The organism is Peptostreptococcus russellii (genome assembly GCF_900110295.1).
GTDB lineage: Bacteria > Bacillota > Clostridia > Peptostreptococcales > Peptostreptococcaceae > Peptostreptococcus > Peptostreptococcus russellii_A.
The window spans coordinates 19144-41506 of record NZ_FODF01000005.1 but is presented as its reverse complement, the minus strand read 5'-3'; the positions used below and the strand labels follow the sequence as shown (position 1 = coordinate 41506).

The following is a 22363-nucleotide window of genomic DNA, read 5'->3' as shown; positions in this document are numbered from 1 at the left end:
CTGATAAAATTTTATACTATAGAGTATATGTCTATGCTAGACCTAAAAGTTTTGTTGCTAAACTAAAATATACAAGTATAGAACCAGCGTCAACAATCGTTGTTATTAATGGAGCTGCCATTATAGCTGGGTCAAAATGAAGCTTCTTTGCAATTAGTGGTAGAATAGAACCTATTATCTTAGCCATCAAAATAGTAGCTATTAAAGACAAGCCCACAAGAAAGGCTATTGTAGGATTTTTATATCTAATCATAATATAGATTCCATTGGTAATAGATAGTACAAAACCTACGATTAAGGCTATTCTAAATTCCTTAAACATAACTTTGAAAAGATCTTCAAATTTAATTTCATCAAGTGCAAGACCTCTTATTATAAGAGTTGAACTCTGTGAACCACAGTTACCACCTGTATCAGTAAGCATTGGTATAAATGATACTAATAAAGGCAGAGCAGCAAATGCACTTTCATATTTTGCAATAATAGTTTGTGTAATTGTTGCTGAAAGCATCAAAAACATCAACCAACCAATACGATTTTTTGCATGAGTAAGAATTGAAGTTTCAAAGTATGAAGTTTCACTTGGACTTAAAGCACTCATTAATTCCATATCTTCTGTTGTTTCATCAAGCATTACATCCATAGCATCATCGACTGTAACAATACCAACCATAAAGCCTTGTTTATCGACTACAGGTATTGCAAGTAAGCCATACTTAGAGAATAGCTTGGCTGTTTCTTCCTGATCGGTATGAGTTGTAACATAGATAAATTCTGTTTTCATAAGTTCTTCCATAGTTACATCGTCATCTCTTGTAAGTAATTCTTTAGCAGTTACTATACCTCTTAGTTTTCTGTTTTCAAGAATATAGCAAGTATAAATAGTTTCCTTATGTATACCAGTTTCTTTTATATGTGCAAGAGCACCAGCTACTGTTGTATCTTTTTTTAGAGTTACATATTCAGTAGTCATAATACTACCTGTACTATCTTCAGGATAGTTCAAAAGAGTATTTATTTGAGCTCTTTTTTCAGGATCTACATAGTCTAGAATTCTTGTTACTAGATTAGCAGGAAGCTCCTCTAGTAAATCGACAGTATCGTCCATATAAAGATCATCTAAGATATCCATAAGTTCTTTTTCGCTGAACTTTTCAACTAAGTAAGCCTGCATAGAATTGCTCATCTCAGTAAAAACTTCTGCAGCCTTTGATTTTTGGATTAATCTGAATGCTTGAATAAGTTCCTTATCGTCTAAATCAGAGAGGAGCTCGGCTATATCCACTGCATTCATAATATCTAGAATGCTCTTAACCGCTTTAAATTCTTTGTTTTTAAGAAGTTCTAAAAAAATATCTTTGTTCATAAAATCGCTCCTTTCGTTATTAGATATTAATTAACTTAAATCTGATTAAAAATAAGAAAAATTATATGAAATGTAAAATTATTTTTAAAAATGTTTTTAAAAATTATTACTTCATATAATTCAATAATAAAAAATAATAAGATTTATATAAAAAAAGTATCTAAACAGTTTATTGCAATCGAAATAATGTTCAAGATACCCATAATTATTATCATTATAACGTGTATAAAAGTATATGTCAAGGTTAAAACCTTGACACTTATTTATCTAAAAAAATTTATAATCGAAATAATTATGATGGACATAAGATATATGAAATATATAATGACAGAAAATTGTGGTGATTTTATTGTGTATAATGATATAATACAGTTATTAAATAAAATACCGAGTGGAGGAAAATATGAGAAAATTATTATCATATCTAATGTGTTCAGCAATTGTAATGATGTCTATTAATGTTGCGAATGCAGAAAATAATGAGATTAAAGTAGAAAGAATAGCAGGTAATAGTAGATACGAAACAGCAGTTGAAATTAGTAAAAAGTATTTTGAAACAGCTCCTAATGTTGTTCTTGCAAGTGGTGAGGGATATGCAGATGCTTTAGTTGGTGGTTCTCTTGTTTCTCAGGAAAAAATACCGATGTTTCTTACAAAAAAAACATCACTTCCTTTAGAGACAAAAGAAGAATTAATAAGATTAAAGACAAAGAATGTATATATACTAGGTGGTAATAATACAATTTCACAGTCTGTGGAAAATCAAATAAAAAATATGGGTATAAATGTAAAACGATTATCTGGAGAAGATAGATTAGCTACAGCAGGTATGATTGCATCGGAAAGATTTTATCTAGCCCAAAAAGATAATCCTAATGTTGCAATGGGAGATAGATATGCAGGTATAGATGGATATAATTATGCAGACGCTTTAGTTGCAGGTTCTATAATAGGGCAAATAGAAAATCAGGTTTATGTATTTCCCTATTTAAAAAATAATGAAATATCTCAAGGATTTGCTTATGAGTTTGCCTTTGGTGGATATAATTCCATTCCGAAAAATGTCGAAGTAACAACAAGAATTGCTGGCGAAAATAGATATGAGACATCTGTAGAAGCAGCTGAAAAATTTGAAATGCTTACAGGCAAAAAATTAAAAACTGTTATTTTAGTGGATGGCATGAATTATCCAGATGCACTTGCGGCATCTACTGTTGCAGGAAAAGAAGAGGCTACTGTAATTACAACGCCAAAAGATAAACTAAACAAAGAAGCAAAGAAGTTTATCAAAAATAATGCAATTGATAAGGTAATAGTTATAGGAGGAGAGAACTCAGTTGGAAATTCAGTAGTAGCAGAAATAAATGATGAAGAAGATCTTTCTGCAAATTTATTGGGTGGATGGAAAATAGTAGGGAACAAAAAATATTACTATGAATCAGGAAAGATGGTTACAGGTTGGAAAAACGTTGATGGCTATAAATATTATTTCAATGACGATGGGACAATGCATACTGGTTGGTATTATGGAAAGTATAAGGATTCTTCAGGAATTTCTCATGATGCAAGATACTACTTTAGTATAGATGGTAGTCTTGCAAAAGAGGGCACTATAATAGATGGTTGGATTACACAAGCAAGTGGTGTTTCAAATCTTCAAGAGGATAGCGAGTTGAAGATTATAAAAGAGTACCTTTCAAAAAATATGCCAGATGTATTTAAAAAAATAGAATCTAATGAATATAGGATCTACAAGGAATCAGAGACAGTAAATGGAAAAGATCAATTTAATATTACTGCATTAAGTGATTATTGGCAGACAGTTGTTCAAGGTGTAATAAAAGAAGGATCTAATAAAATTCTCTACAAAATACAAATAGATCCGTATTCAGGAAATATTAGTTTAGTAAATTAAAAGGCATAGAAATAAAGAGATATATTCTTAGATAAATTTATAATACAGTAAGAAAAATATTATTATAAATATAAATACAGGTTATAGGGGGGGGATTTACTTATAGCCTGTATTTTTTAGTGGAATAGAGCATAGCTAAAAAAGTTTTTTAGCATAAAGTTAAGTTTTGAAAAATAAAAAGGAATATAGTTTATTTATTTTAGATAAAAAACAAAGTTGTGATTATAAAAATAGTTGACAAGTCAAGGATTAAATGTTATTATAAGATACAAGATACTTGACTAGTCAATAGTTGATGTCTCAAATAAACAATTTGGTGAGTGTGTACATCAAATAGTGATTTTGTGGGGGAGAAATGGAATTACAAGAATACAGTAATTTATTGCATAGGGTTAAGAATTTGGAACATAGATTGTGTAAGAACTTCGAAGTTGCTACCGGCTTCAGTTTGACAAGATATGAGATGATGATGTTTTTAAAGGAACATAATTCCTGTTTACAGGTCGATATACAAAATTATTTACAAATAAATCAAGCTGCGATTACAAGACATTTGAAGCTTCTTGAAAAAGAAGGTCTAGTTAATAGAGTTAGAAATTCAGAAAACAATAGAGAGATTTTTGTTTCACTGACAGATTTTGCTAAGGAGAAACTGGCGAAATGTCAGTTGAGTAGCAAAGAGCATGGTAGATGCGTTAATCTTTCATTAAATAAAGAAGATTTACTTGAACTTGAAGAGGCGCTTGAAAAAATAGAAAAAGAGCTATAATACAGATAAATTAAAGCTTGAGCAGGCAGGAAATATTTGTGTAATATTCCTACCCGTATAAAGGTATTTGATTATATGGAGGAAAATTGATGTTGAAAAACAATGACTTTTCAGATATTGTATTTGGAAGAAGAGCAGTTAAGGTTTTTGATGAAAACTTTAAAATTGACAGAAAAGAAATGCTTGAGATGATAGGTGAAGCTACAAAAGCACCTTCTTCAGTAAATATGCAGCCATGGAGATTTTTGGTTGTAGAATCAGAAGAAGGCAAAGATAAATTGCGCCCTTTGATTAGGTTTAACGTTAGGCAAAATGATACTTCATCGGCAATGATAGTAGTATTTGGAGATATGAAGTGCTACCAAAAGGCTGAAGATATATATTCAAGAGCTGTTGATGAAGGTAAAATGCCTAAAGAGGTAAAGGAAGAATTAATGGGACTTTTCATGCCAGAGTATAAAAACTTTTCTAAAGAAAAAATGAATGATGTAGTAAAAATAGATGGAAGTCTTGCAGCAATGCAGTTTATGTTAGTTGCAAGAGCACATGGTTATGAAACAAATCCCATTGGAGGATTTGAGGAAGAGCAAATTGCAGAGGTATTCGGTCTAGACAGTGAGCAATATGTTCCTATAATAATAATTGCTATTGGTAAAGGAAACTATGAAACACATGAATCGACAAGGTTAAACCCAGAAGAAATCACAAAATTTAAATAGAAATATCTGCCCCGGTTAGCCGGGTTTTTTATTGTCTAAATTTAGAGTAAAAAATAAATACTTGATTTTATCTTTATAAGGGTATAAAATAGTGAAGGTCAACACTATATTGGTGTGGATTAAAATATACTTTTTTAGAAAGATATTAAGAAAAAGAATATCCACAATATGTGAAGAAATAGATGAAATTGTGGATAAAAATTTTTTTTAAGAAAAAGAATATCCATAAATATGTATATAAAAATATATAATGTGGATAAAAAAGAAGTTTTTGCATTTGAATATGTGCAAATTGATTATAAATTTTTATAATTGTGGATTAAAGGTTAAGAATATATCCACAAGTGTGTGTAAAGTATTAAGATAATGTGGATTGTTGTAAGTGTTGAAAATTAATATCGTAGATTTTAAAAGCTATTTTACAAGTACATTGTGGATAGCTTTTTATTTTACAAAAAATAAAAATGTATACAATGACAAAATGTCCATATCAATGTGGACATAGATTTGGACTTTCGGGCAAATGTTTACTGCTTTATAATTTATATATGTAAGAGGGAGGTGAAAGATATAACTGAATTAACTAATAGACAGAGAAAACTTGTTGAAATACTTATTGATGAAGATGATTATATGGCAGTTAGATTTTTGTCTGACAAACTGAATATTTCGAGAAAAACAGTTTATAGGGACATAGAAAAAATAGAAAGCATCATGCCTAGTATCTCTTTCGATAAAAAGCAGGGAAGTGGAATAAAGATAATAGTAAATTCTGATAGCCTTGTAAGAAAACCTTTAAAAAATATTGAAAAATATTCTGTAGAAGAAAGAAGAATAAAAATATTTTTGTGGCTTTTACAACATTCAAAGGAGTATACGAGTATATGTTATTTGTCAGATAGATTTTATGTTGGAAGAACAAGTATTATTAGTGATTTAAATTATATTAACACAAACCTTTTGGGAGATAAGCTAACCATAGAAAAAAGTAAAAATGGAACTAGGATTTTAGGTAAAGAGGAAGATGTAAGATCAAAGCTAAGATATGTACTTGAAAATTATTCTTTCGTAAATACAGAGGATGTAAAGCCATATAAGTCAGATAGAATGGATGAGAATACGATCAAGGCTATTCAGTCTAAGTATCCATTGGAAGATATTATAACTATAGAAAGTATAATTAAAAAATATGAGAAAAATCTTCCTTATACTATAGGTGATTTGTACTACACAAACATGATAGTACACATACTAATTGCAATAGACCGCGTCAGATTAGAAAAGTATGTAGAGCCATCTAATAGTATAAAAAAATTGGATGTTTTGTTTTATAAACAGGCAAAGAATATAGCAGAAGATGTAGAGCAGTCTTTTAACGTAAAATTTCCTGAAAGTGAAGTGACGTATATTTATAAATATCTCACAAGTATGGGCGTTGGAAAATTAAATACAGTTGACTCAGAAAGATGGATTGATAATAGCATAGATGACATATCTACAGAATTTTTAAGATATTTATTAGAAGATCATGTCGTTGATTTTAATAAAAATCAACATGTTTTTTATGCATTTCAGCTTCATATTAGAGCTTTGATTCAAAGATTAAAATACAGGATAGAAATTAAAAATCCGCTTACTAAAACTATAAAAAGCAACTATCCAGAAGTATTTAGTTATATGAAAAGTGTGTCAGCAAAAGTATTGGAAAATGAAATTTCGGAAGATGAAATAGCCTATTTGACAGTATATATTCAATCGCTTTTAGAAAATCAGATTTCTATGAAAAAGATCGTAATAGTATGTCATAGTGGATTTGGAACATCTCTTTTACTTAAAAAAAGAATTTTGGCAAATTTTGACAAGATTGAGGTAGTAGATATTCTTTCATCAGATGATTTAGCGGACTATGATTTAGATGCTATAGACTATGTAGTTTCCACAGTAAAACTTTTAGATGTGGATTTTGAAAACATACTTTATGTATCGACATTACTTTTGAAAGATGATATTGAAAAAATCAACAGAATTATTATGGGGGCGAAGTAGTGATAGTATTGAAGAAAGAATTAGAAGGACAGTACGATAGCATTAAAGAAGTATATGAAATCTTAAGTTGTATTTTGCAAGAAGAAGGAATTATAAAAAATAAGCAGAATTTGATAAGTAGTTTGATACAACGAGAAGAACTTGGACCGGTAGAAATTATGCCTAATTTTTACCTTCCCCATATAAAAACTGATGAGATAGAGGATCTTTTAATTGTAAATGTTGAGGGTTTTAAAAATAATAAAATTTTATTTATTTTAGTTCCAGAAGAAAATTTTCTTAGCTATCGGGAATGCGTTATCAAAATAATTATGAAGCTTGACGAAAAAGACTTTATAAAAAAAATGGAAAGTAGTGAAAAAATTTTAAAAGAGTATTTAGAAAGTATTCAAAAATAGTCTAAGATCTTAAAAGAATATGTAATTCGGGGGACTTTTAAGAATTATATCTTGACTAAAATTTAAAGAGCATATTTAGATATAATATGCAAAAATATTACTAAAAATATAAAAGCAAAAGAGGTAAAGAGTATGAAAAAAATAGTAGTAGCATGTGGAGCAGGGATAGCAACTTCAACAGTTGCAATACAAAAGTTAAAGGCTGGTTTTGAAAAAAGAGGTTTATTATCACAGATACAGTTTACACAGTGTACAGTAGCAGAACTTCCAACAAAGTCAAAGGGACATGACTTAATAGTTACAACTGCACAATTTAGTCAGGATGTAGAGATTCCAGTAGTATCAGGACTTCCTTTTATTACAGGTATTGGTGCAGATAAGCTTGTAGACGATATAGTTGCGAAACTTGGAATATAGGGAGATAGACCTATGATAAATAAAGATATAGTATTTTTGAATCGTGATTTCAAGGATAGTAGAGAGCTTTTGAGTTCAATATCAGAGGAATTGCTTTCAAAAGGATATGTAAAAGATTCTTTTAGAGAAGGTATTATGAAAAGAGAAGAAGAATATCCAACTGCAATTCAAGCTGAAAACTTCAGTCTAGCGATACCACACACTGATTCTGAGCACATATTAAAGCCTGGAATTGCTTTTGTGAGGTTAAATAATGGATGCGATTTCAAAGAAATGTGTACAAATGAAGATATAAAGGTCAATATGGCTTTTGTGTTATTAGTTAAAGAAAAAGAAAAGCAAGTATCTCTTTTAACAAAACTTATGGGATTATTTTCAAATAATGATATATTAGAAAAGCTTTATAAAGAAAATGATCCATCTGTAATAGAAGCGATGCTAAATAGAGAGATACAATAAATTAGGGGGATAAAAGGATGGGCGTTTTACAATATTTAGTAGATTTAGGTGCACCAGTTATGATGCCGATAATCTTTACAGTGTTTGCACTGTGTTTAAGAGTAAAGTTTGGTAATGCAATAAGAGCAGGTTTGTTGGTCGGGATAGGATTTATAGGTCTTAACACAATAATTACTTTACTTACAGATAATTTGGGTCCTGCTGCACAGGCTATGGTTCAAAACTTTGGACTTAATCTTAATGTTTTAGATGTAGGTTGGCCGGCAGCATCAGCAATAGCATTTGGTTCAGCAGTAGGTGTTCTAATAATACCTTTATGTATTCTTGTAAACATAATAATGTTGCTTACAAGAACTACTAGAACAGTAAATATAGATATATGGAACTTCTGGCATTTTGCATTTACAGGTTCTTTAGTGTATATGCTTACAAAGAGTCTTCCAATAGCTCTTTTAATGGCAGCAGTAAATATGATAATTACAATGGTTATAGCAGATAGAACTGCACCTCTTGTAGAAAAAGAACTAGGTCTTCCAGGAATATCAATCCCTCATGGATTTTCAGCGTCTTATGTTCCAGTTGCTTGGATAGTTAATAAGATTCTAGATTTTATACCTGGAATAAATAAAATAAAGCTTGACGCAAATGATATACAGAAAAAATTCGGTGTGTTTGGAGATCCAGCAGTGCTAGGTGTTTCAATAGGTGTAATATTAGGATTATTGGCTAAGTACGATATCAATAAAACTTTAAATCTTGCAATGGTAATGGGGGCAGTACTTGTTCTTACTCCAAAGATGGCAGCAATACTAATGGAAGGTCTTATGCCAGTATCAGAGGCTGTTCAGGAACTTATTCAGCGTAAGTTTGAAGGTAAGGCTAGACTTTATATTGGACTTGATTCTGCAGTAAGTGTGGGTCACCCTGTAACTTTGGCAGTTTCTCTTGTATTAGTTCCAATAACACTTGTACTTGCACTTGTAATACCTGGAAATCAGTTCCTACCATTTGCATCACTTGCAGGTTTACCATTTATGTTTGTTCTTATTACTCCTATAGTAAAGGGAGATTTCTTTAGAACTTTCTTAGTAGGTATAATTGTAATAGGAGTAGGTCTTTTAATAGGTACAAACCTAGCTCCTTTATTTACAGAAGCAGCTATGTCAGCAAAGTTTGCAATTCCTACAGGTGCTGCAACAATATCAAGTATAGATTACGGTTCAAGTCCATTCCCATGGATAATAATTAAACTTACAGAGCTTAAGACTTTGGGAATAGGTGCATTGGTAATTCTTACAGGTATAATAATGGCTTGGAATAGAAAGATAATAGTAAGTGAAGATAAGAAGGTTGAAGAAGCAGAAAGAAACTCAAGAGTTGAGGGAGCTGCTGAATTCTAAAATATAATTATATAAAAATCTTAAACAGAAATAATTATATAAAAAATATAGATATTTTTATAATAAATATCTAACTATATAAAATATAGTTGCTAAACTAAACAAAGACTAAATATAATATAAAATGAAAAAATAAAAAATTTGTTACAAATAATAACTTAAATTTAAAAACTAACACGAATTAAAAAGTCTGCTACATTTTTGTAGCAGACTTTTTTATAAGTTTTATTTAAGATATGTATCAAGATATTGCTTTCTTATATCTTCAGGGAGAATTTTCCTGTAATATTATTTTTGCAAAAATAAAAAATCGAGGAAAAATTCCTCGATTCTTTAAAATAATTTTTATAATAGCTTATTATAATATATTTAAAGGGTTGCCTCCTAAAAATAATATTAAACAAAGTTATTAACAAACAGCTTATTTTTTTATTACAGCCACAACTGAAGAAACTATAATTCCAGCTAGTAAAGCTTCTGGCAATCCATTCGTAAAAGCAATAGCAGCAATTATTTTGCCAGGAGATCCTACTTTACCTATTGCCTGAATATATCTTTCTCCGTAAATTAGATAAATAGAACCTAAAACACCGACTGTGTTGATTAAAGAGCCTGCCATTCCTGTAATAAGGGCAGAAAACTTCTTTTTGTTTGTAACTTTATAAATACTTGTGAAAATATAGAATGAAGCAACTCCCATAATTACTCTAGGTAAAATTGAAATGATTGGGTTCATCATCAAAAATGATGTTACCGTAGGCATGGTAAATGCTCTAATAAGACTTGTAAGTCCAAAAATTAGTCCTATAGCAAAACCTACAATTGGACCTTCAATTACAGCACCAATGATTACAGGTATATGCATAATAGTTGCATTTATAGGACCAATTGGTATGAAACCTAATGGTGTCATAGATAACATCATAGATATACCGGAAAGAACTCCGATAATGACTAGTCGCCTTACATCGACTCTTTTTTTAGTATAAATATTACTACTCATAAAAACCTCCGTTCCAGCTCATATAAGATGCCGGACTTCCCATATTAAATATTTTTATTTGTTTTTAGGTCATACTCCAAAGATGTATGCCTCAAACATTAATAATTTTACAAAATTTAAGAGGAAATGTCAATTATTTTATTTATTTGAAAACGTTGGAATATAGCGAAAAAAAGATGGAAAACAAATAAAAAGAAAGTGATTGTATACAAAATTTTGTTTTTTAGAATTTTTTAATTAAAATTTAAGTATTATAAAAAAATACAAAGAAAGTTCAAAAGAAAAAATAAAGAGCAATTTTTTTTATAAAAATTATGATAAACTTGTTCTATAAAAATAAAGGCGGTGATGGTTATTAGAAGGGAATACTTATTACATGAAAAGGAAAATATAGCTAAAATGGGATGGGCTTTAATACTACATAGCATTATTTTCAATTTATTATCTGTTTTTCTGATAAAAATTATTGGAAATGAAGGTGTAGTTTTGATAATTTCGTCTATAGTGGCTATGATACCTGTATTTTTATATATTGGTAAGAATAGTTTTATAAAAAATTTTAAAAAGGAAGATAAAGATTTCGGAATAGTAGATATTTTATTTTTTATAAGTATAATTTTATTTTTCAGTGCTATTTCTTCTCCGATATTTGATAAGATTGAAAAAGTACTTAATTTATACGGCTTTACATCGATATCTTCTACAGAAGCAGTATATTCTTTGAATAGTGCGTCTATGATTGTTTATATAGTATTAATTGCTCCAATAGTTGAAGAATTAATTTATAGAGCTGTAGTAATGAGAAATATAGAAGAATACAGTCCAACAGCAGCCATTATATCTTCTGCTATAATTTTTGGAATGATGCATCAAAATATTACTCAATCCCCAACAGCTATAATAGCGGGTTTGATATTAGGGTATGCGGCATATAGATATTCTATAAAGTTTTCTATTATAATACATATATCAAATAATCTAATAGGACAGTTAAGTAGAATAATTTCAAAGATTGATATAGAGATATTTTCTTTATACACTATAGCATTGTATATATTTATACTAATTACAATACTTTCTTTTATTATACTGAAAAGAAGGGGAATAAAAAATTATATTAAAAACAACTCTTTTTATAAAAATAGGGAGTATAAGCATAAAAAAGCTAAAGAGATAAATAAAGTAATAAAAGTATTTTTTACAAGCAAGACTATAGTAATTCTAATAATTATTGATTTATTATTTACTATATATCAAATAAAGACAATTAGCTAGAAATAATTATTGAGATTTATAAATTAAAAAAAATTTAAGTATATAATATATCTTTTGAGATAAAACTAGTTAGATTAATTATGCTAATAGAAATATGTTAAAATATTAATATGTGCATTAATAGTGAATACGTATTCACAAGGCTTGTCTTTTCTGTTAGAATAGATTTTGTAAACGTATCCACAGCGCCAAGTGGATATAAAAACTTAATAGTTTAGCGAGGTGAAAGTTTTGGACAGATTATTCTATAAAGAAGAATTCCTTGGGGAATTTATGGGAACATTCATCTTGGTACTTTTCGGTTTAGGAGCAATATGCGCATCGACAATTTTTGGTTCGCATAATAGTTTATTTCAGATAGCACTTTTATGGGGGGTAGCCACAATGCTTGCTATATTTATAGGAAGACATTTGTGTAATGCTCATTATAATCCAGCAGTTTCAGTAGCTATGGTAGTTAGTGGAAGAATGAGTGCAAAAAGATTACCAACATATCTTCTTGCACAATTTTTAGGTGGTTTTTTCGGTGCATTAACAGTATATTTGCTGTTTAGCCCATCTATTGCAGAATTTGAAAGTATAAATGGAATTGTAAGAGGTAGCTTTGAATCTGTTACTACAGCAAAAATGTTTGGTGAGTTTTATATACAGCCAGGCTCAACTGCAAAAGTAACATTTGCTCTTGCAATGGCAGCAGAAATTTTTGGTACATTTATACTTATAACTACAATATTCATGCTGACAGATAGCTGTAATGTAGGTAGACCAAACGATCAATTAGGTCCTCTTTTCGTAGGTCTTACAGTTACATCTGTAATATGTTTAATAGCACCATTAACACAAGCTTGTTTAAATCCAGCTAGAGACTTAGGTCCTAGAATAGTAACTATGATATTTGGATGGGGTAAGAATGCCTTTCCAGATAATCAAGGTGGTTTTTTCTGGATATATGTATTAGCTCCTATAATTGGAAGTATCCTATCTGCAGTATTCTTTACAAAAATAATAGAACCAGCTCTTAAAAAAAGAAGTTATGGGGATTGTGAATGTTTAAATAAGAATTCAGAAGTAGAAACAGTCTAGTCAAGATTTTCATGGAACTTTTAAAATTTGTTGATTGTTAAAGCCCTCTAAATATTTTAGAGGGCTTTAATTTCAAAAAATATAGAGAATATTATCATTACTTTAAATTTAATACGTATTTTTATAAAAACTGTTTATAATAAGCATATAAATAGGACAAAAATCAAAATTTACACAATCTTTGTCTACTATTGCCTATAAAAACATGTTATAATGTAATAAGATATATTTATTAAGATGATAAAGATGTTTAATTATTTACAAATATAGTTATAGTAAGTGGGGAAAATGATATGGGTGAAAAAAATATAAACGAAATTCATATTGATGGAATTAAATACGATAATAGCAGTACATCAAATGTGTTGGATGACAATGGTACAGTTGATATCACTGTGTCTCCTCTTGAATATTTGCAAAAAAACTATCCTGAAAAATTAGATAGGATATTAGTGAATGATATTTTTTACAGTAAAACATTTGGGAGTTTTAATGAATTCTGCAAAGGCAAAGGAATAGAGAAAATAAAGCATTTAGATTGTGATGTAATTGAAGAATTTCTCGATAATGTTGAGGGAGAATCATATAAAAGAAAACTTGAATTTAAGATAGAAAATACCTTCGAAGAAATTAGAGAGTGTTTTATGAATAATTTTTTTGAATTGGAATATTTAAAAAGATATCATAAAGAAATTTGTGAGGAAACTAAGATAAAGGATATTTTTTCTGAGAGAAAATACCTTTTATTTAACGAGTTTTGTGAAGAGAATAGTATAGATTCAGTTTATAAGCTTGATTGCGTTGACTTGATAAGATTTGGCTTTTGCAAAAGTGTAGGGAAGAAGAAAAAATTAGAAATAGTATCTAAAATAGAGCAGTTCTTGCTTGAAATACTGGGCGAAAACGAAGAAGGATGTATATATAAATACATTAAGAATACATACCCAAATGATCTTAAAGAAAGAAAAATATCAGAAGTTTTTAAAGAATATAAATACATAATGTTTAGAATATATTGTTCAGAAAATGATATAGAAAGTCTATACGAGCTAGATATAGATGTTCAAAATAGCTTTTTTACTAAGTATGAACCAAAAGAAAATAAGAAAAAAATGATTCTAGATACGCTTAAAAAAGAGTACCTTGAGATAATAAAAAGAAATGCGATATTATCTAAAGTTATTCCAGAGAAAGATTTTATAGAAGATGATTTTGAACAAAAGAATATAGAAAAAAGTTACTTTAAACTTGAATCAATAGAAGATATTTTACCAGATAAGTATGCTGCATATGAATACATCAAAGAGCAACTTAGAGATGATGGAGTAGAAAATCTTTTGGATTTAGTAGGGTATGATGTCTCTAAGTTGAAACGCGTTACAGGTGTTGGAGAAAAAAGATATGCTGAGTTTAGAGAATATCTTGAAAAAAAGGTTAGAGAATGTAGGGAAATAGTAAATATAATAAAAAATGATTCATTTCAATTAAGTGATAAAATATACAATGTAGTTGCAGAAAAAACACTTAGAGAAGTTATAGTAGCTCTGGATTTAAATGAAGAAAGAAAAGCATATAATTTAGATGAGATATCACAGTATCAAGGTGTTAAGTATATGGATTTAGATGACTATGGATTGATAAAGAATTTAATAGCCATCAAACAAAATCTTGAGGATATAATAAATGTTAAAAAGACAATTAAAGAATTAGATTTTAAAAATTATTCTGAAATAGATAGATTGATTTTAGAAGAAGTTGTAATAAAAAAAGAAGATGTAGATATTGTAGGGGAAAAATTAGGTATTAGTGGAAGTGAAGTAGAAGAAATAAAGAAAAAAATAGTGAATAATATTAATACAGCCCTTGAAAAAAGAAAGTTCTCAGTTGCTCTTAAGATTATATATGAAGATTATAGAAATATGGAGATGAAGAAATTATATGACTATGTAGACAAAGAGGATCAAATTATTATAGATATAATAAAAGCAAATGTAATTTCAGGTGTTTTTTATATATCAGAGACAGATACTATGAGTTATTTTCAAATATGTGCTATAATGAATAATCCTAAAAAAGAAATTGAAAAATCTCCTCCTTTTGGAACCATTGCATATATAAGAAATGTTCTTCAGAAATATAGAGAAATAAAAGTTGATGAGGAGACATTTGCTGAACTTTTAAGAGAAACAGAGTATTCAAAGATATTGGAAGAAAATGGAGTAAAATTAGTAGATGATTACTATTATAAGGAAAATATTAGTAAAATAAGTTTATTTGAATTTTATTTAAGATATTATCACCAAAAACCTTTTAGAGTAAGTTCAAAGTCAGCTGAGGAGTATAATAAATTTTTCATGAAAAAGTTTGCTATAGATGTGAGAATGAATAGCAGAAGCTTAGAAGGACTAGGCGCTAGATCTGAAAATATAATTCTTGTAAATCCTAGAACCTATTCTCATATAGATCTTGTTGGAATAGATGAGGTAACAGTTCTTCATATGAAGAAAATACTTGATTTAAGACTTTCTAAAAAGGATTGTGTAAATGCAAAGGAAATATATGAAGTAATGGATGAATTTTATCCAGGTGAATTCTATAGTAAACATCATGTATATTCTCTAATTAATCATTATTTCGATGAGTATACTACAAGTAAGGGTAATTCTCTTGATATTACAAAGAAGGGCAAGAAGATACACTCTAAGACAGATGTTGTATATGACCTTTGTAAAGAGAATAATTCAATAATAGGGATAAAAGATTTAAAAGAAAAAACAGATTGGTCTATGAATAGAATATATAATGCAATAGATAATTCAGAAGAAGTGATAAAGTTAGGACCAAATAGATGTGCAATAATTGAAGATATTTTAAATGAAAATATCAAAAGAAAAATTAGAGAGATATCTTATGAGGTCTTTGAGGATGGATATGCCTTCACAAAAAGCATATATAGTGAGCATATTTTAAAAGACAATGAACTTAATAGTTTTGTTAATAAGTACAATATAAAAGAAGCTAAGGAAATTGCGTCTTTAATTAAATATTTGAATGAAGAAATATCTGGAAACAATAACTTTCTTTATAGAAAAAATCAGCCTATAGATTGTTTAGAGGAAGCTATAAAGAAAAGATATTTCGGATATATGACAAAGGGTGAGCTTAAAAATTTTTTATTAAATAATGGCTATTCTCAAATATCTGTATATCAGACAATGGATAGAATAGTAAGTAAAGGTTTTTATGTTCAGATGGACAAAGAAAAATACTTGGTAAAAGAAGAATTTAATATAGAAAAAGATAATCTAAATAAAGTATTAGACTATGTTAAAAATAATATTGAAAAATATGGTCATTTTATACCAAATGTACATATAGAAAAAATGAAAGAGAGTATTGATTTTGGTGAGTATGATCTTAATCAGTATACAATTTCAAATATACTTGAAGAAAATGGATATAGAAAGCTTTTCAGGTATAAAATGAAAAATAATTTAGATGTAGTAGTTTTAGTAGAAGAAAAGTCTAAGTATAAAGATATAGATGTTTTGGCTCATGATATTATAGAAAATGAGTACAATGGGGCGATGGATGAAAAAGATGTATATGACTTTTTAGCTGAAAAAGGTATCTATGAAAAAATAGATGATATTTTGTTTAAGAAAATGTACAATGATATGAATATAAATGGTTGTATAAAGGTAGTGGATGGGCAAGTAATACTATCATAAAATAAAAACTCCACGACTATTGAGTTTAAAGCTCCATAGTTGTGGGGTTTTTATTTATATATAAAGGAAATATTTTTATACATATTTTATCAATCAAAATAATATACAAAAAAATACAGACTAATATAAAAAATATGATATAATAAGTTGAATTATAGGTATAAAAAATAATATATGAATAAAGTAAGAAAGTATTTTGAAAGACAAAATAATTAAAGCTAGATAAAAAATGTTAAAGAGGTAAAAAAATGGAAAAAAAGTATTTACATATTCTATCTTTTGATGGCTTGTCTAAGGTGGATATTAAGAAAATTGAAAAAATGACCAATTTTAGAGAATTCTTTAAGAATGCTTCAGGCTGCAAGAGTGTAAAAAGCGTATATCCAAGTATTACATATTGTGCTCATACTTCTATTACAACAGGAACATATCCTAGTAGACATGGCATAATTAATAATACAAAACTTCAAGCAGGAAGAAAAAGCCCTGATTGGTTTTGGTATGATCGAGATATTAAAGTTCCTACTTTTCAGAGTTTAGCAAAGAAAAAAGGTTATGACATACTGTCTATCTTTTGGCCTGTAAGTGCAGCCTCAAAAGACTTGAAGTATAATATGCCAGAGATATTTGCTAATAGGTGGTGGAAAACACAAATAGCTGTATCACTAGCAAATGGAAGTTTTGGATTTCAATATAAACTAAACTCTAAATTTGGTAAACTTAGAAATGGTGTAAAAGAACCAGAACTAGATAATTTTTCTCATGAATCATTTTTATATTCTTTAGAACACTATAAAGCGGATATAAATATGGTTCACTATATAGATCTAGATTCACAAAGACATGAGTTTGGTTTTGATTCAAAAGAAGCCAATGAAGCTCTTGAAAGATTAGATCAAAGACTTGGAGATTTGATTAAAAAACTAAAAGAATTGAATATATATAAAGATTCTGTAATAGTTGTATTGGGAGATCATAGTAGTAGAGATGGTCATAGTAATATATATATAAATACACTATTTGAAAAAGAGGGACTTCTTGAAAAAAATCAAGATGAAACAGTTAAAAAATATAGGGCTATATGTAAATCTTCAGATGGCTCAGCATATATTTATGCAAATGAAAATGTAAAAGATGAAGATATAATAAAAATACTGAAACCGCTAAAAGAAAAAGGGATTTTGGAGGAGATATATACTTCAGATGAAGTGAAAAAGCTCGGTGGAGATCCTAATTGTAGATTTATGCTTGAAGCTTCAGAAGGCTACTTTTTTATAGATGATGTAAAGGAAAAGGAAATAATAGGATTTGATGAATTGAAGAAAAAGGGAGAAAAACTTCATATCAACAATCATGGTTATAGTCCTTATACTAAAAAAGATTATGAAACTGTATTTTTTATATCAGGAAAAGGAATAAAAAAGAATGTTTTTATAGAAGAAATGTCTCTTGTAGATGAAGGACCTACATTTGCCCAAATAATGGGATTTGAAATGAAAAATACTGATGGAATTGCAAAAGTAGAGTTTTTGGAGGTATAGTGTGAAAAAATTTAATAAAAAAGAGATTAGTTGGATAATGTATGACTGGGCAAACTCTGCATTTGCTATGACAGTAATGTCTACTATATTGCCAATATATTTTACATCTATGGTAGGAGATTCAGGAATATCAAAAGATTTAGCAACTTCATACTGGGGCTATACAAATGCATTCGCTTCTACAATTATAGCAATACTTTCTCCAATAATGGGGGGAATGGCAGATTATAGAGGACTGAAAAAGAAGTTTTTCACTATATTTTCAATGATGGGAATTTTATTTACAGCCCTACTATCTTTTGTACCATATGGTAATTGGATGATGCTAATGTTTACATTTGTTATAAGCATGATAGGATTTTCTTTAGGAAATGTATTTTATGACTCATTTATAACAGATATTTGTGAAGAAGAAAAAATGGACAAGGTATCCTCTTGGGGATATGCACTTGGATATATAGGAAGTACAATACCATTTATATTGTGTATGTTACTGGTAATGCTTTCTCAAAAAAATATAATAGCGATAAGTTCTGTAACAGCAGCTAGAATATCATTTATAATAACAGCGGCTTGGTGGTTTATATTTACTTTGCCAATGTTGAGAAATGTAGAGCAGATACATGGTAAAAAATATGAAAAGATAGAAATAAAAAAAATATTTAAAAGAGTAATAAATAGCTTTAAAAAAGTTAAAAGTAATAAAAAGGCATTTTTGTTTCTATGTGCATACTTCTTCTATATTGATGGAGTAGATACAATTATAAGAATGGCTACAAGCTTTGGAACAGCACTTGGAATAGGTTCAACTAGTCTTTTAATAATACTTTTATTAACTCAGTTTATAGCATTTCCATTTGCAATAATATATGGAAAGTTAAGTGATAGGCTAGGTGCAAAAAAAATGATACTCTTTGGAATAGCTACATATATAGGAATATCAATATTTGCGTTTTTCTTAGAAAATGTTACTCAATTTTGGATATTAGCTATTTTAGTAGGTACAGCACAGGGAGGAATTCAAGCTCTTAGTAGATCATATTTTGCTAAAATAGTACCAAAAGAGAATTCAAATGAATTTTTTGGTTTCTATAATATATTTGGTAAATTTGCTGCAATAATGGGACCTTTTATGGTAGGAGTAATAACTCAAATAACAGGAGAAGTTAAAAATGGTGTTTTGAGTTTAGTAGTACTATTCCTAATAGGAGGCTACCTTATGATAAAAGCAGATAAAATAAAAAATTAGAAAGATAGATAAAAAAATATACTCATTTTAGAGTATATTTTTTTATGAAAAATTTTAAATATATAGCTAGTATATTTAAGCAAAGCTAAATAAGAATATTTATTATTTTTAATTTTGCAGAATTTACAATTAGATATTGCGATTAGAAGGAGAAAATAGAAAGGGAATACTATTAAAAATAGTTTTTATGATATGAAAAAAGAATTTGATTACAATATATAATTATAGAAAAAATATTTTCTTGTTTTTCTTTTATAAAAAGAGATTCTGTTTTTTATTTAGACTAAGTAAAGAATTTTCATATATAATGATTAATACAATATTAATATTTAATTAAATCATAAATATACGAAAGTAAAAAATCGAAAATAAGCATAAACACTATTTTATTGAAATAAAATAAAGTGGCATTGTATATTCGAAAAAACTAATAAAAAGAATTATTTTAGTATTGAAAATTTTAAATAGTAATTCAAAGTTTTAAAATATGGTTAAAGCAAACTTCATCTCGATTATTTATGATATAAAATTTAAGGATATGTAAGTAAAAAATAAAAAGTTTTATATAATCGAGTTGGAAAACATATTTTTTAAAAGACAATATGATATACTATAATATAGTATATTTATTACAAATTTGATTAAAGGAGATGTTATGAGACTAGATAAATATTTAAAAGTATCAAGGATTATAAAAAGGAGAACTGTAGCTAAGGAAGCCTGTGAAAAGGGGTTAGTACAGATAAATGATAAGGTTGCAAAATCTTCTTCTGAGGTTAAGGTAGGAGATATCTTAAGCTTAACTTTTGGAGAAAAAACAGTAAAATATAGAATAACAGATATAAAAGAGCATGTATTAAAGAATGAAGCAAAAGAGCTTTATGAAAGTGTTCAATAGGAGTAGTGCTTATGAAATACGGTGCTATAGATATAGGAACAAACTCTATGAGACTTTTATTAGCTGAAGAAGAAGGCGGTGTACTCTTAAATAGAGAGAAGTTTATAAATACAACTAGATTAGGGCATGGAATAGATGAAAATGGATTTATAAGCAGAGAGTATTTGGATTTAAATATAGAAGCTCTTAAACTATTTTCTCAAAAGTGCAAGGAGTTTGGATGTGAAAAGATATTTTGTATTGGAACCGCTGCTTTAAGAAATTCTAAAAATGGTGTAGAGTTTGTAAAAAGGGCGAAAGAAGAAATAGGAATAAAGGTAGAGATTATATCTGGAGAAAGAGAAGCTTATCTTGGATATAAGGGTGTAACTGGTGGTATAAGTATAGCCGATGACTATGTATTAATACTAGACATAGGAGGAGGTTCAACGGAGTTTGTATTTGGAAACTCAAAAGAAATATTATACCGAAGAAGCATCAATTTAGGAGCTTTGTCAACAACAGATAGATTTATTAGCTCAATGCCTGAGAGTAATGAAGAACTTGTAAAACTTAATAAATTTATAAATGGTGAAGTATCATCAGTAATAAAAGATTTAAAAGAAGTATGTGATTCATATAAAGTGAAAGATGGATTTAGATTTTTGGGTATAGGTGGAACAATAACATCGGTTTCTGCAATAAATCAGAAACTAGAGTCCTACTCAATGGAAAAGATTCATGCCAGCTTTGTTAGTTTTGATGAATTAAATACACAGATAGAAAAAATTTCTAGGATGAACCTTGATGAGAGAAGGCATATAAAAGGCCTACAAGCTAAGAGAGCAGAAATCATATTATCAGGTGAACTAATATTAAAATCAGTAATGGATAATCTGTCTTTGGATAGAATACAGATCAGCGAATTTGACAATCTTGAAGGCATAATTTTAGAAGATATGTCAAAATTAAATAAGTAAAAATAAGGATGATAAGTAATATATTAAGTAAAATAATAAGCATTATTTTCTTAGTATTATTTTTCTTTTTTAATAAATGGAAAAGCCGTGCGAAAAATAAGAGATGCCAAAATTCATATAATATAAAATAAAAATAAGAGGAGGTTGAGTTAATTGATGAAAACAGTTAAAAAAGCAGTTATACCAGCAGCTGGATTAGGAACAAGATTTTTACCAGCAACAAAGGCACAACCAAAGGAAATGTTACCTATAGTGGATAAGCCAACTTTACAATACATAATAGAAGAAGCAGTAGCTTCAGGTGTTGAAGAAATTCTAATTATAACAGGAAGAAATAAAAAGTCTATTGAAGACCATTTTGACAAGTCTGTGGAACTAGAACTTGAACTGGAAAACAAGGGTAAGACAGAACTACTTGAAATAGTAAGAAATATTTCAAATATGGTTAATATACACTATATTAGACAAAAAGAACCTAAGGGATTAGGAGATGCTATATATTGTGCAAGATACTTTATAGGTGACGAACCATTTGCTGTAATGCTAGGTGATGATATTGTAGATAATGAAGGTGGAAAACCATGTTTAAAGCAGCTTATAGATGCTTATGAAAAGTATGAAACTACAATATTGGGTGTTCAAGAAGTGGCAAAGGAAGATACCGATAAGTATGGTATAGTAAATGGAAGTAAGGTAGCAGATGATGTTTATAAGGTTAAAGATTTAGTTGAAAAGCCAGATCCAGAAAAGGCACCATCAAACGTTGCGATATTAGGAAGATATATTATAACTCCAGAGATATTTGATATTCTTAGTGAGCTTCCTCCAGGAAAAAATAGTGAAATTCAACTGACAGATGCTCTTGAAGAACTAAGTGAAAAAAGAGATATGTATGCTTATGTATTTGAAGGGAAAAGATACGACTTAGGAGATAAGCATGGATTTTTACAGGCTACAGTGGACTTTGCATTAAAGAGACCGGATTTAAGAGATGATTTTTTAGAATATATAACTAAAGTATCTAAAGAAAATGCAAAAAAGTAAAGTTTAAAATCTTTAAAAAGAATATACAGAACTAGTGGCGAAGTTTTGTTTTTAGATAGCTGTTTGGCTAGTTATAAAAATGAAAAAAAGA

18 protein-coding genes are annotated in these 22363 nt (G+C 28.6%); 16 read left to right on the top strand and 2 right to left on the bottom strand.

The window, feature by feature from the left end:
• Nucleotides 1-31: 31 nt before the first annotated feature.
• Nucleotides 32-1366, bottom strand: coding sequence for a magnesium transporter (gene mgtE, locus BMY82_RS04295; protein WP_091975054.1), 1335 nt, complete (start codon nt 1364-1366; stop codon nt 32-34).
• A 403-nt stretch (nt 1367-1769) separates the two neighbouring features.
• On the opposite strand from mgtE, the gene BMY82_RS09630 reads away from it, so the two are divergent.
• From BMY82_RS09630 to BMY82_RS04250, 8 genes are all read left to right on the top strand, one after another.
• Nucleotides 1770-3281, top strand: a complete 1512-nt coding sequence (locus BMY82_RS09630; RefSeq protein ID WP_091975049.1) for a cell wall-binding repeat-containing protein — start codon at nt 1770-1772, stop codon at nt 3279-3281.
• A 355-nt stretch (nt 3282-3636) separates the two neighbouring features.
• Nucleotides 3637-4050 carry a MarR family transcriptional regulator gene (locus BMY82_RS04280; protein ID WP_091975047.1) on the top strand — a complete coding sequence of 138 codons (414 nt, stop codon included), beginning with the start codon at nt 3637-3639 and terminating at the stop codon, nt 4048-4050.
• An 89-nt stretch (nt 4051-4139) separates the two neighbouring features.
• Nucleotides 4140-4769, top strand: coding sequence for a nitroreductase family protein (locus BMY82_RS04275; protein WP_091975045.1), 630 nt, complete (start codon nt 4140-4142; stop codon nt 4767-4769).
• Between the two features lie 561 nt (nt 4770-5330).
• Nucleotides 5331-6815, top strand: a complete 1485-nt coding sequence (locus tag BMY82_RS04270) for a BglG family transcription antiterminator (RefSeq protein WP_091975043.1) — start codon at nt 5331-5333, stop codon at nt 6813-6815.
• Nucleotides 6815-7213, top strand: a complete 399-nt coding sequence (locus BMY82_RS04265) for a PTS sugar transporter subunit IIA (protein ID WP_091975041.1) — start codon at nt 6815-6817, stop codon at nt 7211-7213. Before BMY82_RS04270 ends, BMY82_RS04265 begins: the two co-directional genes overlap by 1 nt.
• A gap of 132 nt (nt 7214-7345) precedes the next feature.
• Nucleotides 7346-7630 carry a PTS sugar transporter subunit IIB gene (locus BMY82_RS04260; RefSeq protein WP_091975039.1) on the top strand — a complete coding sequence of 95 codons (285 nt, stop codon included), beginning with the start codon at nt 7346-7348 and terminating at the stop codon, nt 7628-7630.
• 12 nt (nt 7631-7642) lie between these two features.
• Nucleotides 7643-8089 (top strand): PTS sugar transporter subunit IIA, encoded by a 447-nt coding sequence (locus BMY82_RS04255; protein ID WP_091975038.1) that lies wholly within the window; start codon nt 7643-7645, stop codon nt 8087-8089.
• 17 nt (nt 8090-8106) lie between these two features.
• Nucleotides 8107-9489: a PTS galactitol transporter subunit IIC gene (locus BMY82_RS04250; RefSeq protein WP_091975036.1), complete on the top strand. Its 1383-nt coding sequence runs from the start codon at nt 8107-8109 to the stop codon at nt 9487-9489.
• 421 nt (nt 9490-9910) lie between these two features.
• On the opposite strand, the gene BMY82_RS04245 is transcribed toward BMY82_RS04250, so the two are convergent.
• A complete protein-coding gene (locus tag BMY82_RS04245; protein WP_091975034.1) occupies nt 9911-10492 on the bottom strand; it encodes an ECF transporter S component in 582 nt (193 codons plus the stop codon).
• 348 nt (nt 10493-10840) lie between these two features.
• Here BMY82_RS04245 and BMY82_RS04240 point away from each other — a divergent pair, with 348 nt between their 5' ends.
• The 8 genes from BMY82_RS04240 to galU all read left to right on the top strand — a co-directional run bounded on the left by BMY82_RS04240 (nt 10841) and on the right by galU (nt 22272).
• On the top strand, nt 10841-11767 hold the full coding sequence (locus BMY82_RS04240) for a CPBP family intramembrane glutamic endopeptidase (RefSeq protein WP_091975032.1): 927 nt from the start codon (nt 10841-10843) through the stop codon (nt 11765-11767).
• Nucleotides 11768-11989: 222 nt separating this feature from the next.
• On the top strand, nt 11990-12850 hold the full coding sequence (locus tag BMY82_RS04235) for an MIP/aquaporin family protein (protein WP_242938909.1): 861 nt from the start codon (nt 11990-11992) through the stop codon (nt 12848-12850).
• Between the two features lie 293 nt (nt 12851-13143).
• Nucleotides 13144-16581 carry a hypothetical protein gene (locus BMY82_RS04230; RefSeq protein WP_091975028.1) on the top strand — a complete coding sequence of 1146 codons (3438 nt, stop codon included), beginning with the start codon at nt 13144-13146 and terminating at the stop codon, nt 16579-16581.
• A gap of 248 nt (nt 16582-16829) precedes the next feature.
• Nucleotides 16830-18122 (top strand): alkaline phosphatase family protein, encoded by a 1293-nt coding sequence (locus BMY82_RS04225; RefSeq protein WP_091975026.1) that lies wholly within the window; start codon nt 16830-16832, stop codon nt 18120-18122.
• 1 nt (nt 18123) lies between these two features.
• The gene (locus BMY82_RS04220) at nt 18124-19371 is read left to right on the top strand and encodes an MFS transporter (protein ID WP_091975024.1); all 1248 of its coding nucleotides are present in this window, start codon (nt 18124-18126) and stop codon (nt 19369-19371) included.
• Between the two features lie 655 nt (nt 19372-20026).
• Complete coding sequence (locus BMY82_RS04215; RefSeq protein WP_091975022.1) at nt 20027-20269, top strand: RNA-binding S4 domain-containing protein; 243 nt, start codon at nt 20027-20029, stop codon at nt 20267-20269.
• Between the two features lie 11 nt (nt 20270-20280).
• A complete protein-coding gene (locus tag BMY82_RS04210) occupies nt 20281-21228 on the top strand; it encodes a Ppx/GppA phosphatase family protein (RefSeq protein ID WP_091975020.1) in 948 nt (315 codons plus the stop codon).
• A gap of 156 nt (nt 21229-21384) precedes the next feature.
• Complete coding sequence (gene galU, locus BMY82_RS04205) at nt 21385-22272, top strand: UTP--glucose-1-phosphate uridylyltransferase GalU (protein WP_180366727.1); 888 nt, start codon at nt 21385-21387, stop codon at nt 22270-22272.
• Nucleotides 22273-22363 lie beyond the last annotated feature (91 nt).